Source organism: Arthrobacter sp. TJ-254, assembly GCF_058269175.1.
In genome coordinates, this window is sequence record NZ_JBZCNF010000003.1 from 1 (window position 1) to 20,672 (window position 20,672).

Here is a 20,672-nt window from a genome sequence, read left to right on the forward strand (position 1 = left end):
GGTTACGGCGGTCATAGCGTGGGGGAAACGCCCGGTCCCATTCCGAACCCGGAAGCTAAGACCCACAGCGCCGATGGTACTGCACCCGAGAGAGTGTGGGAGAGTAGGACACCGCCGGACAACACGTAACGAAGAGGCCCCACCACGGTGGGGCCTCTTCCACATTAACCACCCACCACCACCCCACCCGCGCACCACCCCCGGCCGGCCCGGAAACTCCATCGCTGCAACCGGTACAGTCGGATCATGAGTGATCTTTTTTCCCATGCGGCGCCGGAACCCTCTGCCACTTCGAGGGGCGAGGACATTACCCTCAGCGTCGATGTTCCGGCCGACGAGGTGCATGCCTTCGCTGGTTTCACTGAGCACATCCACCTGTGGTGGCCGGCGGGCGAGCTCAGCGTATGGGGTGAGGGCAGCTTCTTCGACCTCGAGGACAACGCCCTCGTTGAAACTTCGGAGGAGGACCAGGAAGCGGTCTGGGCCGAGGTCCATGATCGGGAGCCCGGCAGCAGCCTTGAACTCCTCTGGCGCCACCATCCCGGAACGGCACCCTCCACGAATGTCAGAATTACTTTCATTTCGGCAAACCGGGACGGCCAGGGCGCGCTGACCACCGTACAGCTCACGCACAGCGGCTGGGTCCAGGGCAGCGAAACACTCACGCTGCGTGACCGCTACGCGCAGTTCTGGCCCCTCGCGCTGGCGCGGTACTCCCGGTTCATGGGCGCTGTCTGATGCGGCAGGCCGGCTCCGCCTTCGGTGCATTAGATGCCCTGCAGGAGTCCCTCGCGGCACTCTTGCCCGGCAAGGTGATCACCGAAGGTCCGGAACGGCTGCTCTACGCGCGCGATCAGGGCCCCGTTGCGGAACTTGTCGAGCCGATAGCGGTGGTGCACGCCAACTGCGTTGACGACGTACAGCGGCTGCTGGCATGGGCCACGGCCAACGATGTGCCGGTGGTGCCCCGCGGCGCCGGCACCGGCGTCTCGGGCGGCGCCCACGCCACAGCGGGCTGCGTTGTGCTGAGCCTTGAGCGGATGAACAGAATCCTTGCGCTGAACCCGGAGGATGAAACCGCGGTGGTCGAACCCGGGGTCATCAATGCGGACCTCAACGCCGCAGCCGCCGCGCATGGCCTGATGTATGCCCCGGATCCGGCCAGCTACCGGACTTCGGCGATCGGTGGCAACGTCGCGACCAACGCTGGCGGCCTCCGGTGCGCCAAGTATGGGGTGACGAGGGATTCAGTGCTGGCCCTCGACGTCGTGCTCGCTGACGGAACCCTCCTCTCCACGGGCCAGCAGACTTTCAAGGGGGTGGCCGGATACGACCTGACCTCGCTGTTCGTCGGATCGGAGGGAACCCTCGGTGTGGTGGTCGGGGTGACAGTGCGCCTGCGCTATCTGCCGGAGAGCGTCCATACAATCGCCGCCTTCTTTCCCGACGTGAAGGGAGCTGCCGCAGGGGTAGTCGCCGTGGGCAGGGCCCGGGTTCAGCCCGCAATCATGGAACTGCTCGATGGAATGACGCTCCAGGCGCTGGACACTGCCCAGGGGTCTTCACTTCGCTCCCGCGGCAACGCACTTCTCCTGCTGCAGACCGACGGCTTCGGTGCAGCGGAGGAGGCTGCAGTGGTCCGGCGGGTCCTTGCCGGGCTCGGAGGCATCGCGGGCGAGGAAAACGCCGCCGAGGCCGCCCAGCTCATCGAACTGCGCCGCCACAGCCGCGGTGATGAAGTCGATCACGAACACCGGGTCGGGGAAGACGTCGCAGTACCGAGATCACGGCTCGTCCACTACATCGCTGCCCTCGAGGAGATGGCCATCCGCCACGCAGTCCGGCTGAAGGTCGTTGCCCACGCAGGAGACGGCAACCTGCATCCCACCTTCTGGGTAGGAGCCGAGGAAGGCGAGGAGGGACGCCAGCGGCTCAACGCCGCCCTCGACGATTCCGTCCGAAAGGCATTGGAGCTCGGCGGGACGATCACGGGGGAGCACGGCGTCGGCCAGTACAAGCTGCGCTGGCTCGCATGGGAACAGTCGGAAGAACTGCTTGAGCTGCAGCGCCGAATCAAGCAGGTCTTCGATCCAGCGGGCATCCTCAACCCCGGGAAGGCCATCCGCTGAGGAACAGGGGACGGAAGCCGCGGCCCCGGCTTGGGAGCTGACATACAGTGACGCGGGGGAAGGGAACGGGCTGACCCCCGAATAAACCGGCGTGGTGCGGTGATATTCTCGGGCAAGAGGCCGTTTCCGGCCTCAAGGAAATTTATCCTCTACCGACGAAAAGCCCGGGGGCAATTGTGTCAGAGAACCGTCCAGGACCGTCCGACAGCGGCTCCGACCGGAACAATCCGTGGGCAACTCCCCAGGGCGGATCGGTGCCTGAACGGCCGGCGTCGAGCCCGCCCGCCTATGGCCAGCCGCAGCCCCCCTACGGGCAGGGGCAGGCCCCTTACGGACAATCCCCCTACGGTCAGCCCGGCGGAGGTTACGCCGGCTATGGACAGCAGCCTCAGCAGAATCCGGGGCGCACGCTCGGGATCATCGGACTCATCCTTGCCGTGATCCCCTTCCTCAACCCGGTGGGTCTGATTGTCAGCATCGTGGCAATGGTGAAGTCATCGAAGGCCCGCATGAGCAACGGGTTTGCACTGGCCGGCATCATCATCGGCGCTCTTGCCACAATCGGCTTGGTGATCCTGATCGTCGCAATCATCGCCGTCATCCCGCTTGCCACGGAGGTTGCCGAATTCTGCGAGCAGGCGGGCCCCGGTCCGCAGGAATTCCGGGGCAACCCGGTCGAGTGCCCCGCGGTGCCGTAGGCCCGGGCGAATCATCCAACGAAAGCTGACGGCCCGGCCCGGCCGGGCCGTCAGCTGTTCGGGAAGCTGTTGTCGCCGTCGAGCCCGATCGTCTTTGAATCGGCCGTGAGCATGATCTCCGCTTCGTCCCGGCGATGCCGCAGCTCGGAGTCGAGGTAGGACTGCACTGCTTCAGCGAGGGGGACGTTGCGGTCCTGCTTCTCGGACATGTACCAGCGGTGCTCGAGGACCTCGTGGACCACCTCAGCGGGTTCAAGCTTGCCGCCGAGTTCGCGCGGAACCGCCCGCACGATCGGCTCAAAGACTTCGCTGACCCAAAGGTGGGCGCTGAGCTCCTCATCGATATCAAGGTTGTTGTTGTCCGCACGGTAGGCGTCCATGTCATTCAGGAGACGGCGGGCCTGGTTCTCCTGGGCATCGATCCCGGTGAGCCGCAGCAGGCGCCGGCTGTGGTGTCCGGCGTCGACGACCTTTGGCTGCAGCTGGATCTTGGAACTGTCGGCCACGGTCTTGATGACGTACTCGTCGACGTCGAATCCCAGCTGGTTCAGCCGGCGGATACGCGCGTTGACCCGCCACCGTTCGCCGAGTTCGAAGGACTCCTGCTCCGTCAGCTCCGACCACAGGCGGCGGTAGCTGTCCATGATGAGCTCGCTCGTGGCCAGCGGGTCGACCTTTTCCTCGATCAGCCCACCCTCGGCGAGGTCCATCAACTCACCGGCGATGTTCACGCGGGCTATCTCGAGGTCGTATTCGCGCTGCCCGCTCGAAAGCTCCGGGTAGAGTTCCCCGGTCTCGGCGTCTACAAGGTACGCCGCGAATGCTCCGGCGTCCCGGCGGAACAGTGTGTTCGAAAGGGAGACGTCGCCCCAGTAGAAGCCGATGAGGTGAAGGCGGACCAACAACAGCGCCTGCGCATCGATCAGCCGGGTGAGAGTATCTTTGCGCAGCGTCTGGGAGAACAGGGCCCGGTAGGGCATCGAGAACTTCAGATGCCGGGTGACAAGGACCGGGTCGAGTTCAGTGCCATCGGGGGCTGTGCGCCCGGAGATGACAGCAACCGGTTCGACGCAGGGCACGTCGAGCCGTTGAAGCTTGCGGAGCATGTGGTACTCGTGGCGGGCAACGTGCTCGCTGGTTTCCTTGATGGCGATGACGGATCCGCCAAGATGGGCGAACCTCACGATGTGGCGGGAAATGCCGCGGGGGAGCGCCGCGAGGCTGTGAGCAGGCCACTCCTCGAGCGCGACGTGCCAGGGCAGGTCGAGGAGTTCGGGATCCGCGGCGGCCGCGGTGATGTTCAGCGAGCCCAGCGTCGATGCCGGAGGCGTTGACTTGATGCGCGGCAGCTTGCCCGTCTGCGCATAGTCCGTCGGTTCGTCGTGCCAGTTGGCGTTGTATGTCTCGGTCATGGTGCTGCCTTCTGTCGGACCGCCGGTGCGCCGGTCACTGTGTGTGCCTCAAGCAGGCAATCCGTCTGCTTAAACCGGAATGCGGTGGTTCCCCGTCCGCGAAGACGCAGCCTGGGAACCACCGCACCGGAAACGATGCTTCGTACTAGACCGTCTCGGCCAGGCGTGCGCCGGACGTGGTGTCGAACAGGTGCACGTGGCCCTGCTCGGGGCGGACGTAAACGGTGTCACCCTTCATCGGAGGGCGGCGGCCGTCAACGCGGGCAACCATGTCGTGGTTCTGGCCGTTGAGCGTGGTGTGGCCGTAGATGTAGGCGTCGGCGCCGAGTTCCTCGACGACGTCGACCTCAATCTGGAGTCCCTCACCGGGGGCCGCGAGAACGAGGTCCTCGGGGCGGACACCGAGGGTGACGGTGTTGCCCGCTGCTGTGTCAAGGATGTCGCGGCGGACCGGGTAAACGGTGCCGCCGAACAGGACACCGCCGTCGGCAACAGGCAGTTCGAGCAGGTTCATTGCGGGGGAGCCGATGAAGCCGGCAACGAAGACGTTCTTCGGGCGTTCGTACAGGTTGCGCGGTGTGTCGACCTGCTGGAGCACGCCGTCCTTGAGGACCGCAACGCGGTCGCCCATGGTCATTGCCTCAACCTGGTCGTGGGTAACGTAAACCGTTGTGACGCCCAGGCGGCGGGTCAGCGATGCGATCTGGGTGCGGGTCTGGACGCGGAGCTTGGCGTCAAGGTTCGACAGCGGCTCATCCATGAGGAAGACCTGCGGGTTACGCACGATGGCGCGGCCCATTGCGACGCGCTGGCGCTGGCCGCCGGAGAGTGCCTTCGGCTTGCGGTCGAGGTAGTCCTCGAGGTCGAGCAGCTTGGCTGCCTCACGGACGCGCTCGGCGCGCTCTTCCTTGGAGACGCCTGCAATCTTCAGGGCGAAGCCCATGTTGTCGGCGACCGACATGTGCGGGTAAAGGGCGTAGTTCTGGAAGACCATCGCGATGTCGCGGTCTTTCGGGGGAACGTCTGTGACGTCGCGGTCGCCGATGAGGATGCGGCCGGAGTTGACGTCTTCGAGTCCTGCAAGCATCCGCAGGGAGGTGGACTTGCCGCAGCCGGAGGGGCCTACGAGGACGAGGAACTCGCCGTCCGCAATTTCGATGTTGAGGCGGTCCACAGCGGGCTTTTCGGTGCCCGGGTACACGCGTGTAGCTTGGTCAAACGTAACCGTTGCCATGTTTATTTTCCTTTTCACGGGCAGGTACGTGCCCGACGATCCGTAGTGAATGGAGTGTATTCAGTTAGCTGTTGTGTGGGGTGTTGTCGGCCAACGGCCTGTTACACCCTTTTGGAGTATGGCATGAATGCTAGGAAGAAGCACGTTGGGTCCGCAGGGCGAGCACTGCCTCGAGTACGTCGGCAAGGGCCTCGGGGGACTCGACCCGGTACCGTGCCGCGGTGTCTCCCTCGCCGATCTTGAGCCCGACGTCCTGCGGTTCGAGGGCCCGGAAGGCATTTTCGTCAGTGACGTCGTCGCCCGCGAAGAGCACGCCCGTGGCCCCGCTGAGTTCCCGCAGCAGGCGCAGGCCCTGCCCCTTGTCTGTGTGCACCACTGAGGTTTCAAGGACGCGCTTGCCGTCGGAGAGCACGACGCCGTCGAGCCGGGACAGGGCGTCGCGCGCCGCCTCAACGGCGGCCGCTGCGACGTCGTCATGCGCCGTGCGGGTGTGGAGGACGACGCCGGCGGGCTTGTGTTCAACAAGGGTGCCCGGGTGTGCGGCGGCGACCTTTTCGACCGCGGCCGTCGCCGATCCGAGCAGGGCCTGCTGCTCGGGGGTGAGCGTCAGCGGCGATCCGTTGGGGCCGGTCCAGGTTTCAGCTCCGTGGCTGCCGATGAGCAGGGTCTCGGGCTCGGGTAATGCCACAGCGCGCAGGCTGTCGAGGGCTCGGCCGGAGATCAGCGCCGTCGTTGTGTCGGGCAGTGCCGCCAGTTCCTGCAGTGCGGCCGCCGAGCGGGGCAGGGCGCGCGCATCTTCGGGCCGTTCCACGAGGGGTGACATCGTGCCGTCGAAGTCGAGCGCCACGAGAAGACGCGGGGTCGCGGCGAGCTGTTCGAGCGCGAAGGTGAGGTTTCCGGAGGGATTTTCAGTCATCACTTGTCTCCTCGTTCCCGCCGCGCAGGGCGTTGAGGAAGGTCTGCGACCAGCGTTCGACGTCGTTCTGGAGCACCGAACGGCGCATTGTGCGCATTCTGCGCGCTGCCTCGGAAGCGGGCATGTTCAGCGCGGACACGATCGCGGCCTTGAGGCCGTCGATGTCGTGCGGGTTCACCAGGACGGCCTGCCGGAGGGTGTCGGCAGCGCCGGCGAACTCGCTCAGGACCAGCGCGCCGCGGTTTCCGGTCCGCGCGGCCACGTACTCCTTGGCGACAAGGTTCATGCCGTCGCGCAGGGCGGTGACGAGCATGACGTCGGCGGCCAGGTAGAGGGCCACCATCTCTTCGATGGGGTAGCTGTGGTGGAGGTAGCGGATGGCGGTGTTGCTCATTGTGTCGTAGGTGCCGTTGATGCGCCCGACCGCTCCCTCGATCTCTTCGCGGAGCAGGCGGTACTGTTCGACCCGCTCGCGGCTGGGGCTGGCCACCTGGATCAGCGAGGCGTCTTCGACGGTGATGAGTCCGTCCTCAAGCAGTTCGCCGTACGCCTTGAGCCGGTGGCCGATCCCCTTGGTGTAATCGAGCCGGTCAACCCCGAGCAGGACGTGCTTGGGGTTGCCGAGTTCGCGCCGTATCTCCTTGGACCGCTCGATGATGTCTTCGCGTTCGGCAAGCTGGGTGACTGCGTCGACGTCGATCGAGATGGGGAACGCCTCGGCCCGTGACGTATACGCCGGTGCGTTGCCATCCTCGGGGACATACACCTGCTGCTGGCGGATGGTGTGGCCGAGGAAGCGGCGTACGCAGCGCAGGAAGTTGCTCGCGTCGCTGGGGCGCTGGAAACCGATCAGGTCCGCACCCAGCAGTCCCTCGATCACCTGTTTGCGCCAGGGGAGCTGCGCGTAGATCTCAAGGGGAGGGAAGGGGATGTGGTTGAAGAAGCCGATGACCAGGTCGGGGCGGGTCTTCCGGAGGAGTTTCGGCACCAGCTGCAGCTGGTAGTCCTGCACCCACACCGTCGCACCCTCGGCGGCGGTGGCCGCGGTCGCCGCGGCGAACCGCTCGTTGACGCGGCGATAGGCGTCCCACCAGGTGCGGTGGAACTCCGGAGGGGCGATGACGTCGTGGTAGAGCGGCCAAAGGGTCGCGTTCGAAAAACCCTCGTAGTAAAGCTCCACCTCGTCCGCGCTCAGCGGGACGGGTACGAGGTGCATGTTTGCTTCGTTGAAAGCGTCGAGGGTTTCATCGGGTGCGCCGTGCCAGCCGACCCAGGCCCCCTCGGCCTTCGACATCACCGGGGCAAGGGCGGTGACGAGGCCGCCGGGGGAGCGCCGCCAGGAACTGTTGCCGTCGTCGTCGGTGACGCGGTCGACCGGCAGCCGGTTCGATACCACAATGAATTCGCAGTCACCGTACGGGATCGTTGGGGTTGTTTCCGCTTCAGTCACACTTGCTCCTGCGCATTAGTAGGCCTACTGATGAACTCTATCGGGTCGGCACTGGTCTCCGGGGGGCGCGAGGGTATTGGGCGGTACTCGGTAAACTGGAACGCACCGTGTGCGGGTGCTTCCGCCCGCGGACTCGATTGAAGGATTCATGGCACCGAGCAATAACCGAAGGCCGTCCAAGGCAGAACGCGCGGCCGAGGCGCGGGAGCGCGAGCGGCTCCAGCGCGAGGCCCAGGCACGCAAGGACCGCCGGGCCTCGCTGCTGCTCCGCTGGGGTGTCGTGGCCGCCGCCGTTGTGATCGTCGCGGTGATCGTGGTGATCGTGCTGAACAACATCCGGGGGCAGGTTCCCGATGCCGGTCCGGCACCGCGGCACGGCAACGAGTTTGGCGGACTCACGCTGACCTCAAGCGGCCAGTTGGCGGAGACGGCCGGCGGTGAGGTGAGCATTGAAGCGCTGCCGGAGGCCGCGGGAGAGCCGCCCGCCGGGGTGGCCCCCGCCGCAGACGGTGAGCCGGTGCCCGTTGTGGCCTACGTCGACGTCAACTGCGTTCACTGCGCCGACTTCGAGGCCAGGCACGCGGAACAGATGCGGCAGTGGCTCGATGCCGGGGACATCACGCTGGAATACCGCAACGTGGCATACCTCGACCGGTCCTCGCAGACCGACTACTCGTCGCGGGGCGCCAAGGCGCTCGCCTGCGTGGCGGACACGGCTCCGGAGGCATACTTCGACTTCGCGACCGCGCTCTTCGCCAACTACGAAAACGGCGAGCTTGACGACGGCGGGCTCGCGGGCCTGGCCGCCGAGGCCGGAGCAGGCGAGATCTCCTCCTGCCTCGCTGAGGACACATTCCGTCCGTGGGTTGCCTACACGACGAAGGCGGCGCAGGCCGACGACATCGGCGGCACCCCGACCGTGTACGTGGACGGGCAGGAAGTTCCGAATGCTGTTGAGGACTTCGCGGCCGTCGTCGAGCGCGCGATCGGCTGAGTTTTCAGGAAGGGCGGCGCTGGGCTAACCTTATTGAGCGTTCGTTATACCCCCGCGGGTTCGTGACGGCGCGCGCTGGCAGTGCCAGCACGCCTCCTTAGCTCAGTTGGCCAGAGCACCTGTCTTGTAAACAGGGGGTCGCCGGTTCGAATCCGGCAGGGGGCTCCACTCAAGATTTGAGACGCTGCCGCTCCGTTTCCCCGCCACCACCAATGCCAGTGAGGCCGCGGTTATCGCCGGACCACACGGACACCACGATGACCCGACGGGCGGGCCGAAGGACCGGCGGCGGGGCCCGTGGCTGCGGTGAGAGCAGGGTCGGAACACCAGCACCGTTACGATGTCCCCGATGGCGAGAGCGGTGTCTGTCGGTCACCGCATGAGGACAGATCGCCATCCCCCGTGTAAGGATGGCGGCAGCCAATATGGGGGGTAAGGAAATGAATAAGCAAACGTCCAAGATCACAGTTGCCGCAGTGCTCGCCGGGACACTTTTGCTCACGGCATGCGCGTCGAATATCGCCAGCGCAGACATCGGGGAGAGGCCGAGCTTCGCCTCAATTGATGAGGCCCGCGCCGCCGTCGACGACGTGCTCTCCTGCGAGGACGACCTCACCGCGGACCCGCTGGAGAACCGAATCGTGAACTCCACCGTCGAGTACGCGATGTGCACCGAGCACGTCCAAATCGAGCTGTACGCCAGTGACGAGGACCGCGAGACCTCCGTCGAGGGTTACTCGACTTCCGCCGGCGACGGCTACGACCGGATGCCCATCACCATGGTCGCGGGCAGCAACTGGCTTGTGCACGATCTCTCTGAAGCACGGGGTCTTCCTTCCAGGGCAGAGGACTTGGAGAAGCTCGCTCACGAGCTGGGCGGAACATTCACCTCGGTCGCGGGCGTCAAAGCCAAATAGTTTTCGCAAAGCACGCCGCTCGCGCTTTTGACTCTCCAGACAGAAGCGACATCCATTCCTTCAAGTAGCGTGCCACCGGAAGGTTTTGGTTGACCCGCTTGGTCAGCATGGGGGCTAAATAGAGGTGGGTCATCTCTAGTTCAAGCAGTCGGCGTGGGGCGGCCTGCGCTCCATGTGATGCACTACCTAAGGTGGCCCTGCATTGCATGGGGCGCCTGGGCGGCGACCCTCCAGATTTTGGAAGAAGCGCATTTTTCGAAGAGGAGCTATGAGCGGCGCGATCGGGACTTGGGGCTGCCGCCGAAACTCTCGGCGAGATCATAGGTGAAATCGATGAGCAGCCCGATGACGTATGCACAATCCCGTCGGTCTTCGATCTCGCCCTTCACCCTTTTGAGGGCTTCCAACAACTCCTCGTCGGACTTGCCGTTCTTCAGATAGCGGTTGACGTCGTCGGCGAAGCCGGCAGCGCCGGCGCCCGGCCGGACGTAGCGGTACGGTTCCCAGTTGAGGTGCCGCCACTGTGCCTCGAGTTCCCCGGACATCCACGGAACACCGGCATCAGTCACCCGGGGCTTGACGATGTCCTCCAGAAACTCCTTGGTGCTGTTCAGCTCGATCATGGCCCGCTCCGGGTCCGCGACGGTGAAGGCCTCAAAGCGGTTGAGTGCCGCGCCGGCTTCATCGACCGCCAACTGGAGGCGTTCCTCGAAGGTCGGGCCCTCATATGGAACTCGTCCGGATTCACTCATGTCCAGCACCAGAGCCGAGACGTCGGCATAGGCGAGATCGAGGTCGTGGTGGAGCGCCGTGACCTTCTGATCACCGCCCGCAAGTGCCCAGGCCTTCTCGTGCAGCTCTTTGGCGGCGTCGACGGCGAGCTTCCTCGCGCCCAGGGCAACGGACTTCTTTGCCCTGCGGTTGGCAAACGACCTGGCGCCGACAAGAACCGTTGAAACGCCGGCGGCCAGAAGCGGCCATACCAGTCCGGAAGACTCAGGTCCCGAGGTCTTGCGCGCACCTGCTCTACGGCTCCACCTGCTATTGGCCACGATGCCTCCCTAGGTTTCGATGGCACATTCTTTCACGCGAATACCATCAGAAGGGAGGCTTTGGTGGCACATGACAGCGGCATCCGCAGTGGTCAAGATTAGGCAGTGGTCAAGATTAGGGGGGCGGCGACGTTGGGAGCGGGGTTCCGCTAGTTGGCTTCGGCCTTCAAGGCGGCTGACGCCTTGCGCTGGCGGTAGGAACGCATGGCCATCTTCGCTCCACACGTTGTGGAACTGCAGAAGGCCCCTGACGAGTTGCGGGTCCGGTCATAAAAGGCCGTCTTGCATTCAGGGTTTCCGCACGCCCTGAGCCGGTCCCAGCGCCCCTCGAGGATGACAGCTGTGACAGCGGCCAGAACGCTTCCCAGTACGCCGGCGACTCCCGTCTGCAGCGGGAACAGCTTCACGCCATGCGACGAAGGGGTGACGACGAGCGGGTGGGCGGCTCCTATTTTTGCCACGCGGTTTTCCGCGTCAACCAGCTCCTGCTCTGATACCCCGTGGGAGGCATGGTTCAGCATGATGACCACCAGTGCGTCGCGGAGTTCCTGTGCTGCTGCGACATCGGCGGCAGTCACGGCAAGATCCGCCGGGGTGTCCGCATGCTGGTCCAGCCACTGGGACAGCTCGGCCGGTCCCGACCACTGTTCCTCGGCGATGGCCGTGGCCCTGGTGTTGACGAATGACATCACGGCTTCTGCTTCAACGGACGGGACGAGGGGGGAGGTGCGCGGAGCTGTAGTCACGTCTCCAGCATACGCTGTTGAGTTATAACCGTAAAGCTTTGACACATAACCGCATGTCACGACGGGGGTTGACAGTTATGATCTAACTGCTTATGCTCCCTACATGATTTTTTCAGAGACTGCCTCCCCGCAGGCAAAGACATGGATCATCACCGGCGCTTCCAGCGGAATCGGCCGGGCACTTACCGTCGCCGCCCTCCGCAGGGGTGACAACGTTGCGGCACTTTCCCGCAATACGGAGCCTCTTTCCGGGCTCCTCACCGAATACCCAACGCAGCTGCTGGCGCTGAGCACCGATGTGGCCAGCGAGCAGGCCGTCGCAGACGCGGTGCAGCGCACCGTCGCCCGGTTCGGCTCGATTGACGTCGTCGCGAACAACGCGGGGTACGGGCTCTTTGGAGCCGTTGAGGAAGCCTCCGATGCCCAGGCGCGGGCAATCTTCGATACAAACGTCTTCGGGGTGCTGAACGTGCTGCGCGCTACCCTGCCGGTCCTGCGCGCCCAGGGATCCGGACACATCCTGCAGGGGTCCTCCCTGTACGGGCAGTTCGCCCACCCCGGCGTCGGGCTGCTCGCCGCAACCAAGTTCGCCGTGGAAGGACTCTCCGAGGCCCTCATTCAGGAAGTCGCACCGCTGGGCATCAAGGTGACCATTGTGGAGCCCAGTGCCACCGAAACGCCGTTCCTTGCCAACCTCGCCTTCACCGAAGTCGCCGGGACCTACGACGGAACTGTGGGCGAAGTGAAGCGGGCCATCGAGCAGGCACCGGCAGGAGCCGGAGTTGATCCTGCCCAGGCTGCGGCAGCGATGCTGGCCGTTGTGGATTCCACTACGGCCCCGGCCCGCATCATCCTCGGCGCTCAGGGCGAGGGTGCGATCCGCACGGCGCTCGAAGCGCGGCTGAGCGAGATGTCCGACTGGTCATCAGTAGCCCACTCGGCCGACAAAGCGGCCTGAACCTCTACCCACACGGTGCCGGTCAGCAACGCCGATAGCGCGGATGGCCGCGGAGTTGTTGACCGGCACCCTAGTTCGAACGCGCAACTGATCTTTCCAACTGATGAACCGCGCGGTGGCGGCGGCGATGATGGATCCACGACGAATCGGACCCGCCAACGGGACGAGGGCCGTGCCGTTCGGAAGAACGGGGAGCTGCTTGGACACGGCGGCGGATCCGTCCTCGTGGATCCGGTTCGTCAAGGTGCCGGACCGGGGTCGAGGTCAGTGGGTCGTCAAGGCGTTCGGGATCCGCTTGTGACCGGCCCTCAGGCAAAGGTCGGGCGTCGATCTGGCCGGACATCACCGCTTCACTCCGGAACCCGGTATGGGGATTCAACTCGGGCGTGACCGGTGAGGACCACTCGGACGAACCCCAGCCGGGACCATCAACGGCACCTGCCGCGACCAGTGGAGCGAGGAGCAGTTGGAGTTGCCGGTTCGAAAAAAGGTCCGGAAGGTTGATCGCCATACAGGCCCCCTGCAGGGATCCGCAGATGTAATGGGTGCCCTCGATTCCACCCATCACCGTGATCACCATTGCGCGGATTCGGGAAAGGTCGACGGCGTTCGCCCGGCCCGCCATCACCTTGGCCGCCAGGCGGTATTCGCTGTGTTCCTGTGCTTCCCGGTTGGCCTCGGCGGCCGCCAGCAACTGCTCCCGCGTCCACGGATAATCGAAAATCCGCGGTGAGGAAAATACGACCGTGTCCATGGCGCTCCTCCGAGCCCGACCCAACCTCTTGTACCTACCGTATGTTCGGCCACTGACACTTTTAGGATGGGTCGGCGCGGTGCAGGGCGCCCTAACGGTAGATGACCCGGGCGCCGGCAGCGGCGCTCCAGGTGATGGTGCCGCGCTGGTAGTCCTGGACCGAGGCGCCTGCTTGGTTCTTGTAGACGTTGGTGATCGGGTAGCCGAGCCGTCCCTTCTCATAGCCGGTCTGTCCCCATGCGGTGCGGATCGGTCCGGTGGAGATTCGCGCTCCACTGGCAGGGGAATGGACGATGGCACCGCGCTGGAACAACTGCTGGGAGCCTCCGTTGATCAGGCCGAAAATCTGATCCGTACGGGGATAGCCCAAAACCCCGTTATGGGCGCCTCGCCCCTCCCAGGTTGTCCGAACGACTCCGGTGATGGTGCGGGCGCCCGTGGTCGGGGACCAGATGACGCGCCCCCGCGCATAGTCCTGGTAGGAGCCGCCTTCGCTTTGCCCGTAGACCTGGTTCGCCACCGGGTTGCCCAGTTTCACCTGGCCTCCGGCGGAGGAATACTTTCCCATGACGGGGCCCAGTGGATTGTTCCGGTACGGGCTGAAGACGTCGTCGACGGAGCCCATGATGATGCGGTCGCCCGAAGCGGCGGTCTGGAGGAACCGGGCCACCTGGGCTTCAGGCAGGGAGATGCACCCCGCGGTGGGGGCGGGGTTGGAGTGAACGAAGATTGCGAAGCCAGCACCAGCCTTGATCGATGAATCCGGCGGGCGGTTGTAATTGATGACCGCACCAAGGCGGTAGTCGCCGCTGGGGCGTGTTGCGAACCACCACATGTTCTCGTCGGGCCAGACATCCCGTGTCGACTCAAAGTACTTGTTGTAATTGGAGGCGTACTCTCCGCCCCCGCCCCAGCGCGAGTTTCGGTTCAGCGTGCGGAAGGGCAGATTGGTGCCCGGATTGTAAAGACCAAAGCCCTCCGTCACGGAAAAGGACCCCGTGGGTGAGTACTCGTCCTTGGTATGTCCGCTGGCAACCCCCGGTGGCTTAAAGCCGTTGATGCCGACGTACCCGCGGGTCTGCCACTCCTGGTAGTACGTGCTCCCTGAACGAACGCAGCTCGTGACCAGCGCTGTGCTTGTGGCCCGTACCGTCGTCGTTGCGAAAGTGACGCGCTTGGCGCCGAAGCCCGAGTACTTGACCTGGCCGGCCGTAAGGCGAGCGCATGGATTTGTGACCTGTGCGGAGGCATGCGCCGGCGTCGCTGCCGAGAGCGAACCTCCCATCAGCACCATCGTGAGGATGGCGGTGAGTCCGAGCAGTCTGTTCTTGGAGAGCAATGATGGTCCTTTGGAAAATTGGGTCTGCAAGGTGGGCGACCGGTTGCCGGTTGCGCGGCAGAAGATGAGGTCAGGGCGACAGGTGCCAGCTGTAGCCACGTATTGCGGGGATCGCCAGCGAGGCATTTGGCTACCCCTGTGTGAAACGGTGCTTTCGGGTGTCGCCGAACGCCTACGACGGAGCTTCGATTCCATTGGATCTGATGACGCTTGCGCACCGCATCAGCAGGCGGTAACTACCAGGAATGCCGTGCTCGGGGCGGCGTTCATCGCCGACGCGAGTGCGTGGGGAGGCCGCAGCCGGGCGGCGACTGGCTCGTGCTTGTGAGCCGGGGCGGTGACGTCAGGCGCGCGTCCGCCGTTGAGGCCGAAGTGGCTGCATGCCGGTGAACCGGGATGTGGGTTCGGAAATGCGGATAGCGAAGTGCCTCAACGGCCATGTTTCCCCCAAAACTAATCGTTGGATGAAGCGTACTTGCTCGCGGTCGTATTTTGTACCAGCCTCTCTTTGGCCGCCCTCGGCACCTGCCCTATTGCCCTAGGATGGAGCGCCCTAAACCCCCATCGCGCGCCGATGGAAGCGAAGATCACCCAGCATGAATGCATTCGGCCTCCCATGAACAGCGTCGGTTGCTTTGAGTGCCGAAATATCCACGGAACAAAAAACTGCGTAAAAACTGCGGATTTGTTTTCATCCGCTCCCGGAGGCCGCCCACTAGGCTCGGGTCAACTTGGAAGGTGTCCGGTGAAAAATTGAGAAAAACAGTTGGCGCGATAGTCATCGTGGCGGTTCTTTTATGGGGGGCTGTAGCTGTTGTAATTATCCGCGCACATGATCAAGAAACTGACCGCATGATTGCGTTGGCCGACCGTATCGAAGTGCCCATCAGCTGGACGCTGGTATCCGAAAATATTGAAAAGGAAAAGTTCATCTGTCTCGACGCCAATCCCTGTCCCGGGTTGAGCAGGACTTGGCAGGCTGATCAAGAGCTCCTGCCAGAAGACCTGCTGCGCCTGGCCGAAGCGGCCGGACTGGACGCTCAGGTTGAGGGAGATTGCAGGCGTCAGGAAAAGAGAATCGGTGAGGGGCAAGTGTGCTCGGGTTCGGCTATTGCTGAGGGGTACGAAATATCGATGGGAGTTACTAGCCCAGATCGGGGTGCGAACAGCTTGTTCCATTTGCATGTGGAATCGTCACGCGGGTGAAACGGAAGTCCCGCGCGGAACCGAGCGGGAGCCGCTGATCGGCGGCTTTCGGGTAAGCGAGTAATGGGGGAAATATGTTTGGAAATAGACTTGTGCTGCCTTCGGCCGCGCTGCTCAGTACTGCGATAGCGGCATCGCACCTGATGGGATTACCAGCGTCAGCCGCCACTCCGGCAATCGACGCTCCCTGCGCTGAAGTCGAATCTGTCTTCGCGAGAGGCTCAGGCCAGGAGACTAGCGCGGCAGAAGCAAGTGCTTTCGACAGCGAAGTAGCGACGCGTATCGGCACAGCACTTTCATATCACTTCTACGAACTTGGTAAAGAGAGCATAGACGGGCACCAATATCCGGCGGTCAGTGTCGATCCCGCATCCTGGTCCGGATTTTGGAACATGGTGGGCGCCAACAACAGCAGCGGCGGAAGCTTCGACTATGGAGCAAGCGTCAACAGCGGCATCGCCGAAATGAATGCATACCTGAAGGCTAGAACCGAAGCCTGCCCTGGGGCGGTCTTCGTTCTAGGCGGGTACTCCCAAGGCGCGCAGACCGTCGGTGAAACCTATGTTGAATCCCTGCCGGCTGATCTTCGCTCAAAGGTTCTCTTCCAAGCTCTCCTCGGGGACCCGAAACTCCACCTTCCCGAGGGAGAGGGGGCATCCCCACCTGCGTGCCGGGGCGAAGAATACTCCGCCTGGCGGAGAACAGTGCCGAATTGCGACACCGATGGGGGTGCGCTCCGTGCCCGAAAGCCCTATCTCCCGGCAAGTTGGACTTCGAATACGGGGCTGTGGTGCGCCGACCGCGACTTCGTATGCGGCTCATCAAAGAACGCTTTCGAAAACTCCGGGCATGAAGATTACGAGTCTGCGGGAGGGGACATCAGCGCAGCCGCAATCGAAATCGCTGAACGGCTTCAGCAGGCATTCCCGGACCGTGCAGATAAAATCGACACCTCCATAAAGGACACCGGTAGCGGAACCACTGGCTTGGATGTGGTGTTCCTCATTGATTCAACCGGCTCAATGGGTTGGCAGATCGAAGACACCAAGAGCTTTGCTGCGAAAATGGCTACCACCATCAAAGCGCAGCGGGGGCGCGTCGCACTTGTCGAATACAAGGACCAGGGAGACACGTTTACTGCGAAAATCCTCTCAGGATTCAACGAAGACACCACCGATTTCAACGAAAAGCTTGCGACAATACGGGCCTATGGTGGCGGTGATCTGCCGGAAGCTGCCCTCCACGCGTTGATGACGGCGTTCAACGGACTCGAATGGCGCAATGGTGCAACCAAGGCGGCGATCCTGCTCACCGATGCCGGATACCACGACCCGGACAAGGTCGATGGAAGCACCTTGGCAGCCGTAGCCAAGAGGGCGCTTGAGATTGACCCGGTCAATGTCTATCCGGTCGTCCCGTCCTGGTATGGCAGCTTTTACTCCTCCCTGGCACAGGCGACGACGGGTGAGGTGATTGTCAACACCGGTGACACTGAAGCGGCGCTAACGAAAGCTCTCACGAAGATCAACACGCGACCGGTCGCACTGATAAAGCACCCCCACTACTACGCCCAGCCGGGTCAGAACATCACGTTCGATGTCTCAACGTCCTATTCCCCGAACTCGTCAATAGTGTCCTACGAATGGGACTACAACGGCGACGGGGTGTTTGAGGAATCATCGACGACGCCGGTTGCCGTGCGGAACTACCCTGATGTATTCGACGGGGTTATGCAGGTGCGCATGCGGGATGCCAACGGAACCGTTTCGAATATCTCCGCATTCGTCCATGTTGGGTCCGGTCCCGCCTCCAACCAGCTTCCCGCTCCCGGAAACATTCAAGCCAAGGTGGTAGCGAACGCCAGTGGTGGCAGCACTGTTGAAGTGACCTGGGATTCGGATGCTGCCAGTGCGGCCAACCGCTTTGGCGTCGCGGTCAACGGAATCCCGGTTGGCATGACCGATGGAGCTGGAAGGGCGTTCACAATCACGGATGTCGAACGTGACGCCGATGTGGAAATCAGTGTCACAGCGTTCACCGAGGCGGGTGATATGGGCCTAAGTGGCTCGGTCATTGTTAAGGCCGCGTCAAAGTACGATTTCGGCGGGTTCCAGCCGCCCGTTGACCCAGCTCCCGCCCTGAATGCCATGCAGGCGGGTCGGGCGGTACCGCTGAAGTTCAGCCTGGGCGGTGACTTCGGACTCGGTGTAATACCTGAGGGCGCACCAACGTCCCGCACGGTGCGGTGTGACACCCAAGCGCCGGTCGACGAAGTCGAGTCAACGACAACTGCTGGCGCTAGTGGTCTCGGCTTCGATGCCTCGACTGGTCAATACACCTACGTTTGGAAGACAGATCCGCGGTGGGCAGGCACATGCCGTGTATTCCAACTCGGCCTCGACGACGGAAGTGTGCACGACGCCATGTTCCGGTTCCGTAAGTAAGGAACCGCAAGGGCGGTGGCCTTCCCTGCACATTGCACGGAAGGCCACCGGTCGCTTAACTGACCTGTCCCAACCCTGTTTTTCGGGGCAGTGACCGCAGTAGCCTTGGCTCATGAGCCACCCGCCGCTGGAAGGTCTTTCCTACAGCCAGATCGCCGCATTGGTTGAGGAGCGTCTGAACCGCGATACAACGAGCAGCTCCGAAGCCAGCGGAGTGCTCCCGTTTGCGCGAGCCGAATGGGAGGAGCATCAGCCTAAGGCGAAAACCATAGGTGAAGAGTGTGCCGAGTGCGGGGAAACCTGGCCCTGCAACGCAATACGACTGATTCTGGCGTCGGAGTAACTTTCGTAGATCAGACGGCCCGGAAACGCAAGCCCCTTCACGATTCCCGCGCTTCGTATACCTGACATCCCGAGCCGCGCTAATGTCGGCAACATGGCGGCCCAGAGACGGGTCCGCCGGTCCTTCTTGGGCATATCCCGCCCACTTCGGAGGTATGTGATGTCATCCTCAAACCCCGTTCGGCGATCCCTTCTGGCGGTAACGATTGCGCTGATCACCTGTTCCTGCAGCACACAGGGCCCTCCCAGCGCTACCGAGGCCACCCCCGAACCTTCAGCTTCTGAATCCGCTCCTGCGGCTCCAGTTACGACGGAGGAAGGCGACCTTCTTCCCGACATGACCATGCTGCCGCTGGAGACCTTCCGCCTTGCCTACGAGGGCGACAAGCGGGTCCTTCGGTTCGACACCGACGTCGTCAACGAGGGGCCGGGCCCGCTCGACGTTGTTGGCACGCGGGACAGCACGATGACCGCTGACCTCGCGGTGACGCAGAGTATCCTCCAGCAGGGCGGTTCCCAGCGGGAAGTCGAAACAGACGCCATCATCCGCTACGAAACCGTCGACCGCCATGAGCACTTCCACTTCCAAGACTTCGAGCGGTACAGGATGAGGCCCGAGTCAGGCTCGGAGTGGACGGGATCACACAAGGAGGGCTGGTGCATCGTCGATGACGGCAACCTTGGCGGCAAGCCCTCCAGGTACGATCCGGAGGAGTTCGACTGCGGCGCCGATGAGGAACACGAAGCACTCGAGGTCCGTCAGGGCCTGACCGAAGGCTGGGCCGATGTGTACGACTGGTACCTCGAAGGCCAGTACATCGAGCTGGAGGGGTTGAAGCTGCCAGGCAACTTCTGCGTGGAGGCCGAAGTGGATCCGGAACATCTGCTCACCGAAGTCACGCGGGACAACAACGTTGCCTCGACCCTGGTCCGCATCACCGAATCGGAGGTCTCGATCGTGCGTGAGGGTTGCTGAGAGGCTTTTTCACCCCGGGGCCTGAGACCGCCTGAGCAGCCCGTGCCGGCACTCCGCCGGACGAGGCGGAGCCTCGACACCACGGGGCACGGATGCTAGACACGAATATGCCTGTTATTGGATTCCACGCTTCGCACGAGCAGATTTCACCGGCTCAGCTCCTGCTGGACGTCCAGCAGGCGGAAGCGGCGGGATTCGATGCGGCGATGTGTTCAGATCACTTTGAACCCTGGTCCGGAGCGCAGGCTCATGCCGGGTTCGCCTGGAGCTGGCTGGGAGCTGCGCTTGCAACCACCGGACTCAGCATCGGTGTGGTGACGGCGCCGGGCCAGCGCTACCACCCCGCCATCACCGCGCAGGCGTCGGCAACACTTGCAGCGATGTTTCCCGGCCGCTTCTGGCTTGCCCTTGGCAGTGGGCAGAACATGAATGAGCACGTCACCGGCGACGTCTGGCCTGACAAGGACTTTCGGCAGCGCCGCCTCGAGGAATGCGTCAACGTCATCAAGCGGCTGCATGCGGGCGAGGAGGTTACGCACCATGGCCTCGTGGCCGTGGACCACGCGAGGGTGTGGGATACGCCCGATCCCCTGCCCGCGCTGCTCGCCCCGGCGATGTCGGTCGAGACAGCACGGAGGGGCGCCGCGTGGGCGGACGGGCTGATTACCACCAACCAGGATCATGGAACGCTTGAGGAATTGCTCGCGGCCTACCGTGGGGCAGGGGGCAGCGGCAAGGCGGTGCTTCAGGTCCATCTCAGCTGGGCCGACTCGAAAGCCGAAGCCGAGTCCATTGCGCACCGCCAATGGCGCACCAACGCCGTCGGACCTCCCACCACGTGGGATTTGGCGACGGCTCAGGACTTCGACGCGCTCGCCGACCGGCAGGGCGTTTCGTTGGAACAGGTCCGCGGGACAGTCAATATCTCAAGTGACCCCGAGCAGCACGTCCAGTGGCTGAAGGAGTATCTGGACCTGGGTTTCGACGAGCTCTACCTTCACCATGTGGGCCAGGAACAGGCCCGGTTCATCGAGGTCTTCGGGGCAAAGGTCCTGCCGCTGCTGCGCGGCGCGTAGGGGCAGATCGAACCATCCCTATGCGCCGC

Annotated in this window: 19 protein-coding genes, 1 tRNA gene and 1 rRNA gene; 13 read left to right on the forward strand and 8 right to left on the reverse strand. The window is 63.6% G+C overall.

What is annotated here, in order from left to right; all coding sequences use genetic code 11:
* Nucleotides 1–3 precede the first annotated feature (3 nt).
* The 4 genes from rrf to AC4D14_RS08700 all read left to right on the forward strand — a co-directional run bounded on the left by rrf (nucleotide 4) and on the right by AC4D14_RS08700 (nucleotide 2,827).
* A 5S ribosomal RNA gene (rrf, locus tag AC4D14_RS08685) occupies nucleotides 4–120 on the forward strand.
* Between the two features lie 126 nt (nucleotides 121–246).
* Nucleotides 247–738, forward strand: a complete 492-nt coding sequence (locus AC4D14_RS08690) for an SRPBCC family protein (protein ID WP_490901540.1) — start codon at nucleotides 247–249, stop codon at nucleotides 736–738.
* Nucleotides 738–2,129, forward strand: coding sequence for an FAD-binding oxidoreductase (locus AC4D14_RS08695; protein ID WP_490901541.1), 1,392 nt, complete (start codon nucleotides 738–740; stop codon nucleotides 2,127–2,129). Before AC4D14_RS08690 ends, AC4D14_RS08695 begins: the two co-directional genes overlap by 1 nt.
* Before the next feature lie 254 nt (nucleotides 2,130–2,383).
* Nucleotides 2,384–2,827: a DUF4190 domain-containing protein gene (locus AC4D14_RS08700; protein WP_490901542.1), complete on the forward strand. Its 444-nt coding sequence runs from the start codon at nucleotides 2,384–2,386 to the stop codon at nucleotides 2,825–2,827.
* Nucleotides 2,828–2,877: 50 nt separating this feature from the next.
* Here the strand turns inward: AC4D14_RS08700 and AC4D14_RS08705 are convergent, their stop codons facing one another.
* From AC4D14_RS08705 to AC4D14_RS08720, 4 genes are all read right to left on the reverse strand, one after another.
* Nucleotides 2,878–4,239, reverse strand: a complete 1,362-nt coding sequence (locus tag AC4D14_RS08705) for a DUF4032 domain-containing protein (protein WP_490901543.1) — start codon at nucleotides 4,237–4,239, stop codon at nucleotides 2,878–2,880.
* A gap of 145 nt (nucleotides 4,240–4,384) precedes the next feature.
* Nucleotides 4,385–5,473 carry an ABC transporter ATP-binding protein gene (locus tag AC4D14_RS08710; protein ID WP_490901545.1) on the reverse strand — a complete coding sequence of 363 codons (1,089 nt, stop codon included), beginning with the start codon at nucleotides 5,471–5,473 and terminating at the stop codon, nucleotides 4,385–4,387.
* 130 nt (nucleotides 5,474–5,603) lie between these two features.
* Nucleotides 5,604–6,389 (reverse strand): trehalose-phosphatase, encoded by a 786-nt coding sequence (otsB, locus tag AC4D14_RS08715; RefSeq protein ID WP_490901546.1) that lies wholly within the window; start codon nucleotides 6,387–6,389, stop codon nucleotides 5,604–5,606.
* Nucleotides 6,382–7,839 (reverse strand): alpha,alpha-trehalose-phosphate synthase (UDP-forming), encoded by a 1,458-nt coding sequence (locus tag AC4D14_RS08720; protein ID WP_490901548.1) that lies wholly within the window; start codon nucleotides 7,837–7,839, stop codon nucleotides 6,382–6,384. The genes otsB and AC4D14_RS08720 overlap by 8 nt, the downstream gene beginning before the upstream one ends.
* 148 nt (nucleotides 7,840–7,987) lie before the next feature.
* Here AC4D14_RS08720 and AC4D14_RS08725 point away from each other — a divergent pair, with 148 nt between their 5' ends.
* The 3 genes from AC4D14_RS08725 (at nucleotide 7,988) to AC4D14_RS08735 (ending at nucleotide 9,750) form a co-directional block, all read left to right on the forward strand.
* Nucleotides 7,988–8,833: a DsbA family protein gene (locus AC4D14_RS08725; RefSeq protein ID WP_490901549.1), complete on the forward strand. Its 846-nt coding sequence runs from the start codon at nucleotides 7,988–7,990 to the stop codon at nucleotides 8,831–8,833.
* A gap of 91 nt (nucleotides 8,834–8,924) precedes the next feature.
* Nucleotides 8,925–9,001: transfer RNA gene (locus AC4D14_RS08730), tRNA-Thr, on the forward strand.
* A gap of 272 nt (nucleotides 9,002–9,273) precedes the next feature.
* Nucleotides 9,274–9,750, forward strand: a complete 477-nt coding sequence (locus AC4D14_RS08735; protein ID WP_490901550.1) for a hypothetical protein — start codon at nucleotides 9,274–9,276, stop codon at nucleotides 9,748–9,750.
* Nucleotides 9,751–10,016: 266 nt separating this feature from the next.
* Here the strand turns inward: AC4D14_RS08735 and AC4D14_RS08740 are convergent, their stop codons facing one another.
* Together AC4D14_RS08740 and AC4D14_RS08745 are read right to left on the reverse strand one after the other, a co-directional pair.
* Nucleotides 10,017–10,802 (reverse strand): hypothetical protein, encoded by a 786-nt coding sequence (locus AC4D14_RS08740; protein WP_490901552.1) that lies wholly within the window; start codon nucleotides 10,800–10,802, stop codon nucleotides 10,017–10,019.
* A gap of 149 nt (nucleotides 10,803–10,951) precedes the next feature.
* Nucleotides 10,952–11,548 (reverse strand): CGNR zinc finger domain-containing protein, encoded by a 597-nt coding sequence (locus tag AC4D14_RS08745; protein WP_490901554.1) that lies wholly within the window; start codon nucleotides 11,546–11,548, stop codon nucleotides 10,952–10,954.
* A 103-nt stretch (nucleotides 11,549–11,651) separates the two neighbouring features.
* On the opposite strand from AC4D14_RS08745, the gene AC4D14_RS08750 reads away from it, so the two are divergent.
* The gene (locus tag AC4D14_RS08750; protein WP_490901555.1) at nucleotides 11,652–12,506 is read left to right on the forward strand and encodes an SDR family NAD(P)-dependent oxidoreductase; all 855 of its coding nucleotides are present in this window, start codon (nucleotides 11,652–11,654) and stop codon (nucleotides 12,504–12,506) included.
* 70 nt (nucleotides 12,507–12,576) lie between these two features.
* Here the strand turns inward: AC4D14_RS08750 and AC4D14_RS08755 are convergent, their stop codons facing one another.
* Nucleotides 12,577–13,260 (reverse strand): hypothetical protein, encoded by a 684-nt coding sequence (locus AC4D14_RS08755; protein WP_490901556.1) that lies wholly within the window; start codon nucleotides 13,258–13,260, stop codon nucleotides 12,577–12,579.
* A 91-nt stretch (nucleotides 13,261–13,351) separates the two neighbouring features.
* Nucleotides 13,352–14,599 carry a L,D-transpeptidase family protein gene (locus tag AC4D14_RS08760; RefSeq protein WP_490901557.1) on the reverse strand — a complete coding sequence of 416 codons (1,248 nt, stop codon included), beginning with the start codon at nucleotides 14,597–14,599 and terminating at the stop codon, nucleotides 13,352–13,354.
* Between the two features lie 738 nt (nucleotides 14,600–15,337).
* Here AC4D14_RS08760 and AC4D14_RS08765 point away from each other — a divergent pair.
* The 5 genes from AC4D14_RS08765 (at nucleotide 15,338) to AC4D14_RS08785 (ending at nucleotide 20,643) form a co-directional block, all read left to right on the forward strand.
* On the forward strand, nucleotides 15,338–15,805 hold the full coding sequence (locus AC4D14_RS08765) for a hypothetical protein (RefSeq protein ID WP_490901558.1): 468 nt from the start codon (nucleotides 15,338–15,340) through the stop codon (nucleotides 15,803–15,805).
* Between the two features lie 92 nt (nucleotides 15,806–15,897).
* Complete coding sequence (locus tag AC4D14_RS08770) at nucleotides 15,898–18,249, forward strand: PxKF domain-containing protein (RefSeq protein WP_490901559.1); 2,352 nt, start codon at nucleotides 15,898–15,900, stop codon at nucleotides 18,247–18,249.
* 112 nt (nucleotides 18,250–18,361) lie between these two features.
* Nucleotides 18,362–18,592, forward strand: coding sequence for a hypothetical protein (locus AC4D14_RS08775; RefSeq protein WP_490901560.1), 231 nt, complete (start codon nucleotides 18,362–18,364; stop codon nucleotides 18,590–18,592).
* A gap of 336 nt (nucleotides 18,593–18,928) precedes the next feature.
* Nucleotides 18,929–19,567 (forward strand): lysyl oxidase family protein, encoded by a 639-nt coding sequence (locus AC4D14_RS08780; RefSeq protein ID WP_490901561.1) that lies wholly within the window; start codon nucleotides 18,929–18,931, stop codon nucleotides 19,565–19,567.
* 107 nt (nucleotides 19,568–19,674) lie between these two features.
* Nucleotides 19,675–20,643 (forward strand): TIGR03885 family FMN-dependent LLM class oxidoreductase, encoded by a 969-nt coding sequence (locus AC4D14_RS08785; RefSeq protein ID WP_490901563.1) that lies wholly within the window; start codon nucleotides 19,675–19,677, stop codon nucleotides 20,641–20,643.
* The last annotated feature ends 29 nt before the right edge of the window (nucleotides 20,644–20,672 follow it).

Excerpts from the sequence above, each read along its gene's own strand:
- AC4D14_RS08690 (WP_490901540.1), top strand. The coding sequence starts at position 247 with ATGAGTGATCTTTTTTCCCATGCGGCGCCGGAACCCTCTGCCACTTCG.
- AC4D14_RS08695 (WP_490901541.1), top strand. The coding sequence starts at position 738 with ATGCGGCAGGCCGGCTCCGCCTTCGGTGCATTAGATGCCCTGCAGGAG.
- AC4D14_RS08705 (WP_490901543.1), bottom strand. The coding sequence starts at position 4,239 with ATGACCGAGACATACAACGCCAACTGGCACGACGAACCGACGGACTAT.
- AC4D14_RS08710 (WP_490901545.1), bottom strand. The coding sequence starts at position 5,473 with ATGGCAACGGTTACGTTTGACCAAGCTACACGCGTGTACCCGGGCACC.
- otsB (WP_490901546.1), bottom strand. The coding sequence starts at position 6,389 with ATGACTGAAAATCCCTCCGGAAACCTCACCTTCGCGCTCGAACAGCTC.
- AC4D14_RS08725 (WP_490901549.1), top strand. The coding sequence starts at position 7,988 with ATGGCACCGAGCAATAACCGAAGGCCGTCCAAGGCAGAACGCGCGGCC.
- AC4D14_RS08735 (WP_490901550.1), top strand. The coding sequence starts at position 9,274 with ATGAATAAGCAAACGTCCAAGATCACAGTTGCCGCAGTGCTCGCCGGG.
- AC4D14_RS08750 (WP_490901555.1), top strand. The coding sequence starts at position 11,652 with ATGATTTTTTCAGAGACTGCCTCCCCGCAGGCAAAGACATGGATCATC.
- AC4D14_RS08755 (WP_490901556.1), bottom strand. The coding sequence starts at position 13,260 with ATGGACACGGTCGTATTTTCCTCACCGCGGATTTTCGATTATCCGTGG.
- AC4D14_RS08775 (WP_490901560.1), top strand. The coding sequence starts at position 18,362 with ATGAGCCACCCGCCGCTGGAAGGTCTTTCCTACAGCCAGATCGCCGCA.
- AC4D14_RS08780 (WP_490901561.1), top strand. The coding sequence starts at position 18,929 with ATGACCATGCTGCCGCTGGAGACCTTCCGCCTTGCCTACGAGGGCGAC.
- AC4D14_RS08785 (WP_490901563.1), top strand. The coding sequence starts at position 19,675 with ATGCCTGTTATTGGATTCCACGCTTCGCACGAGCAGATTTCACCGGCT.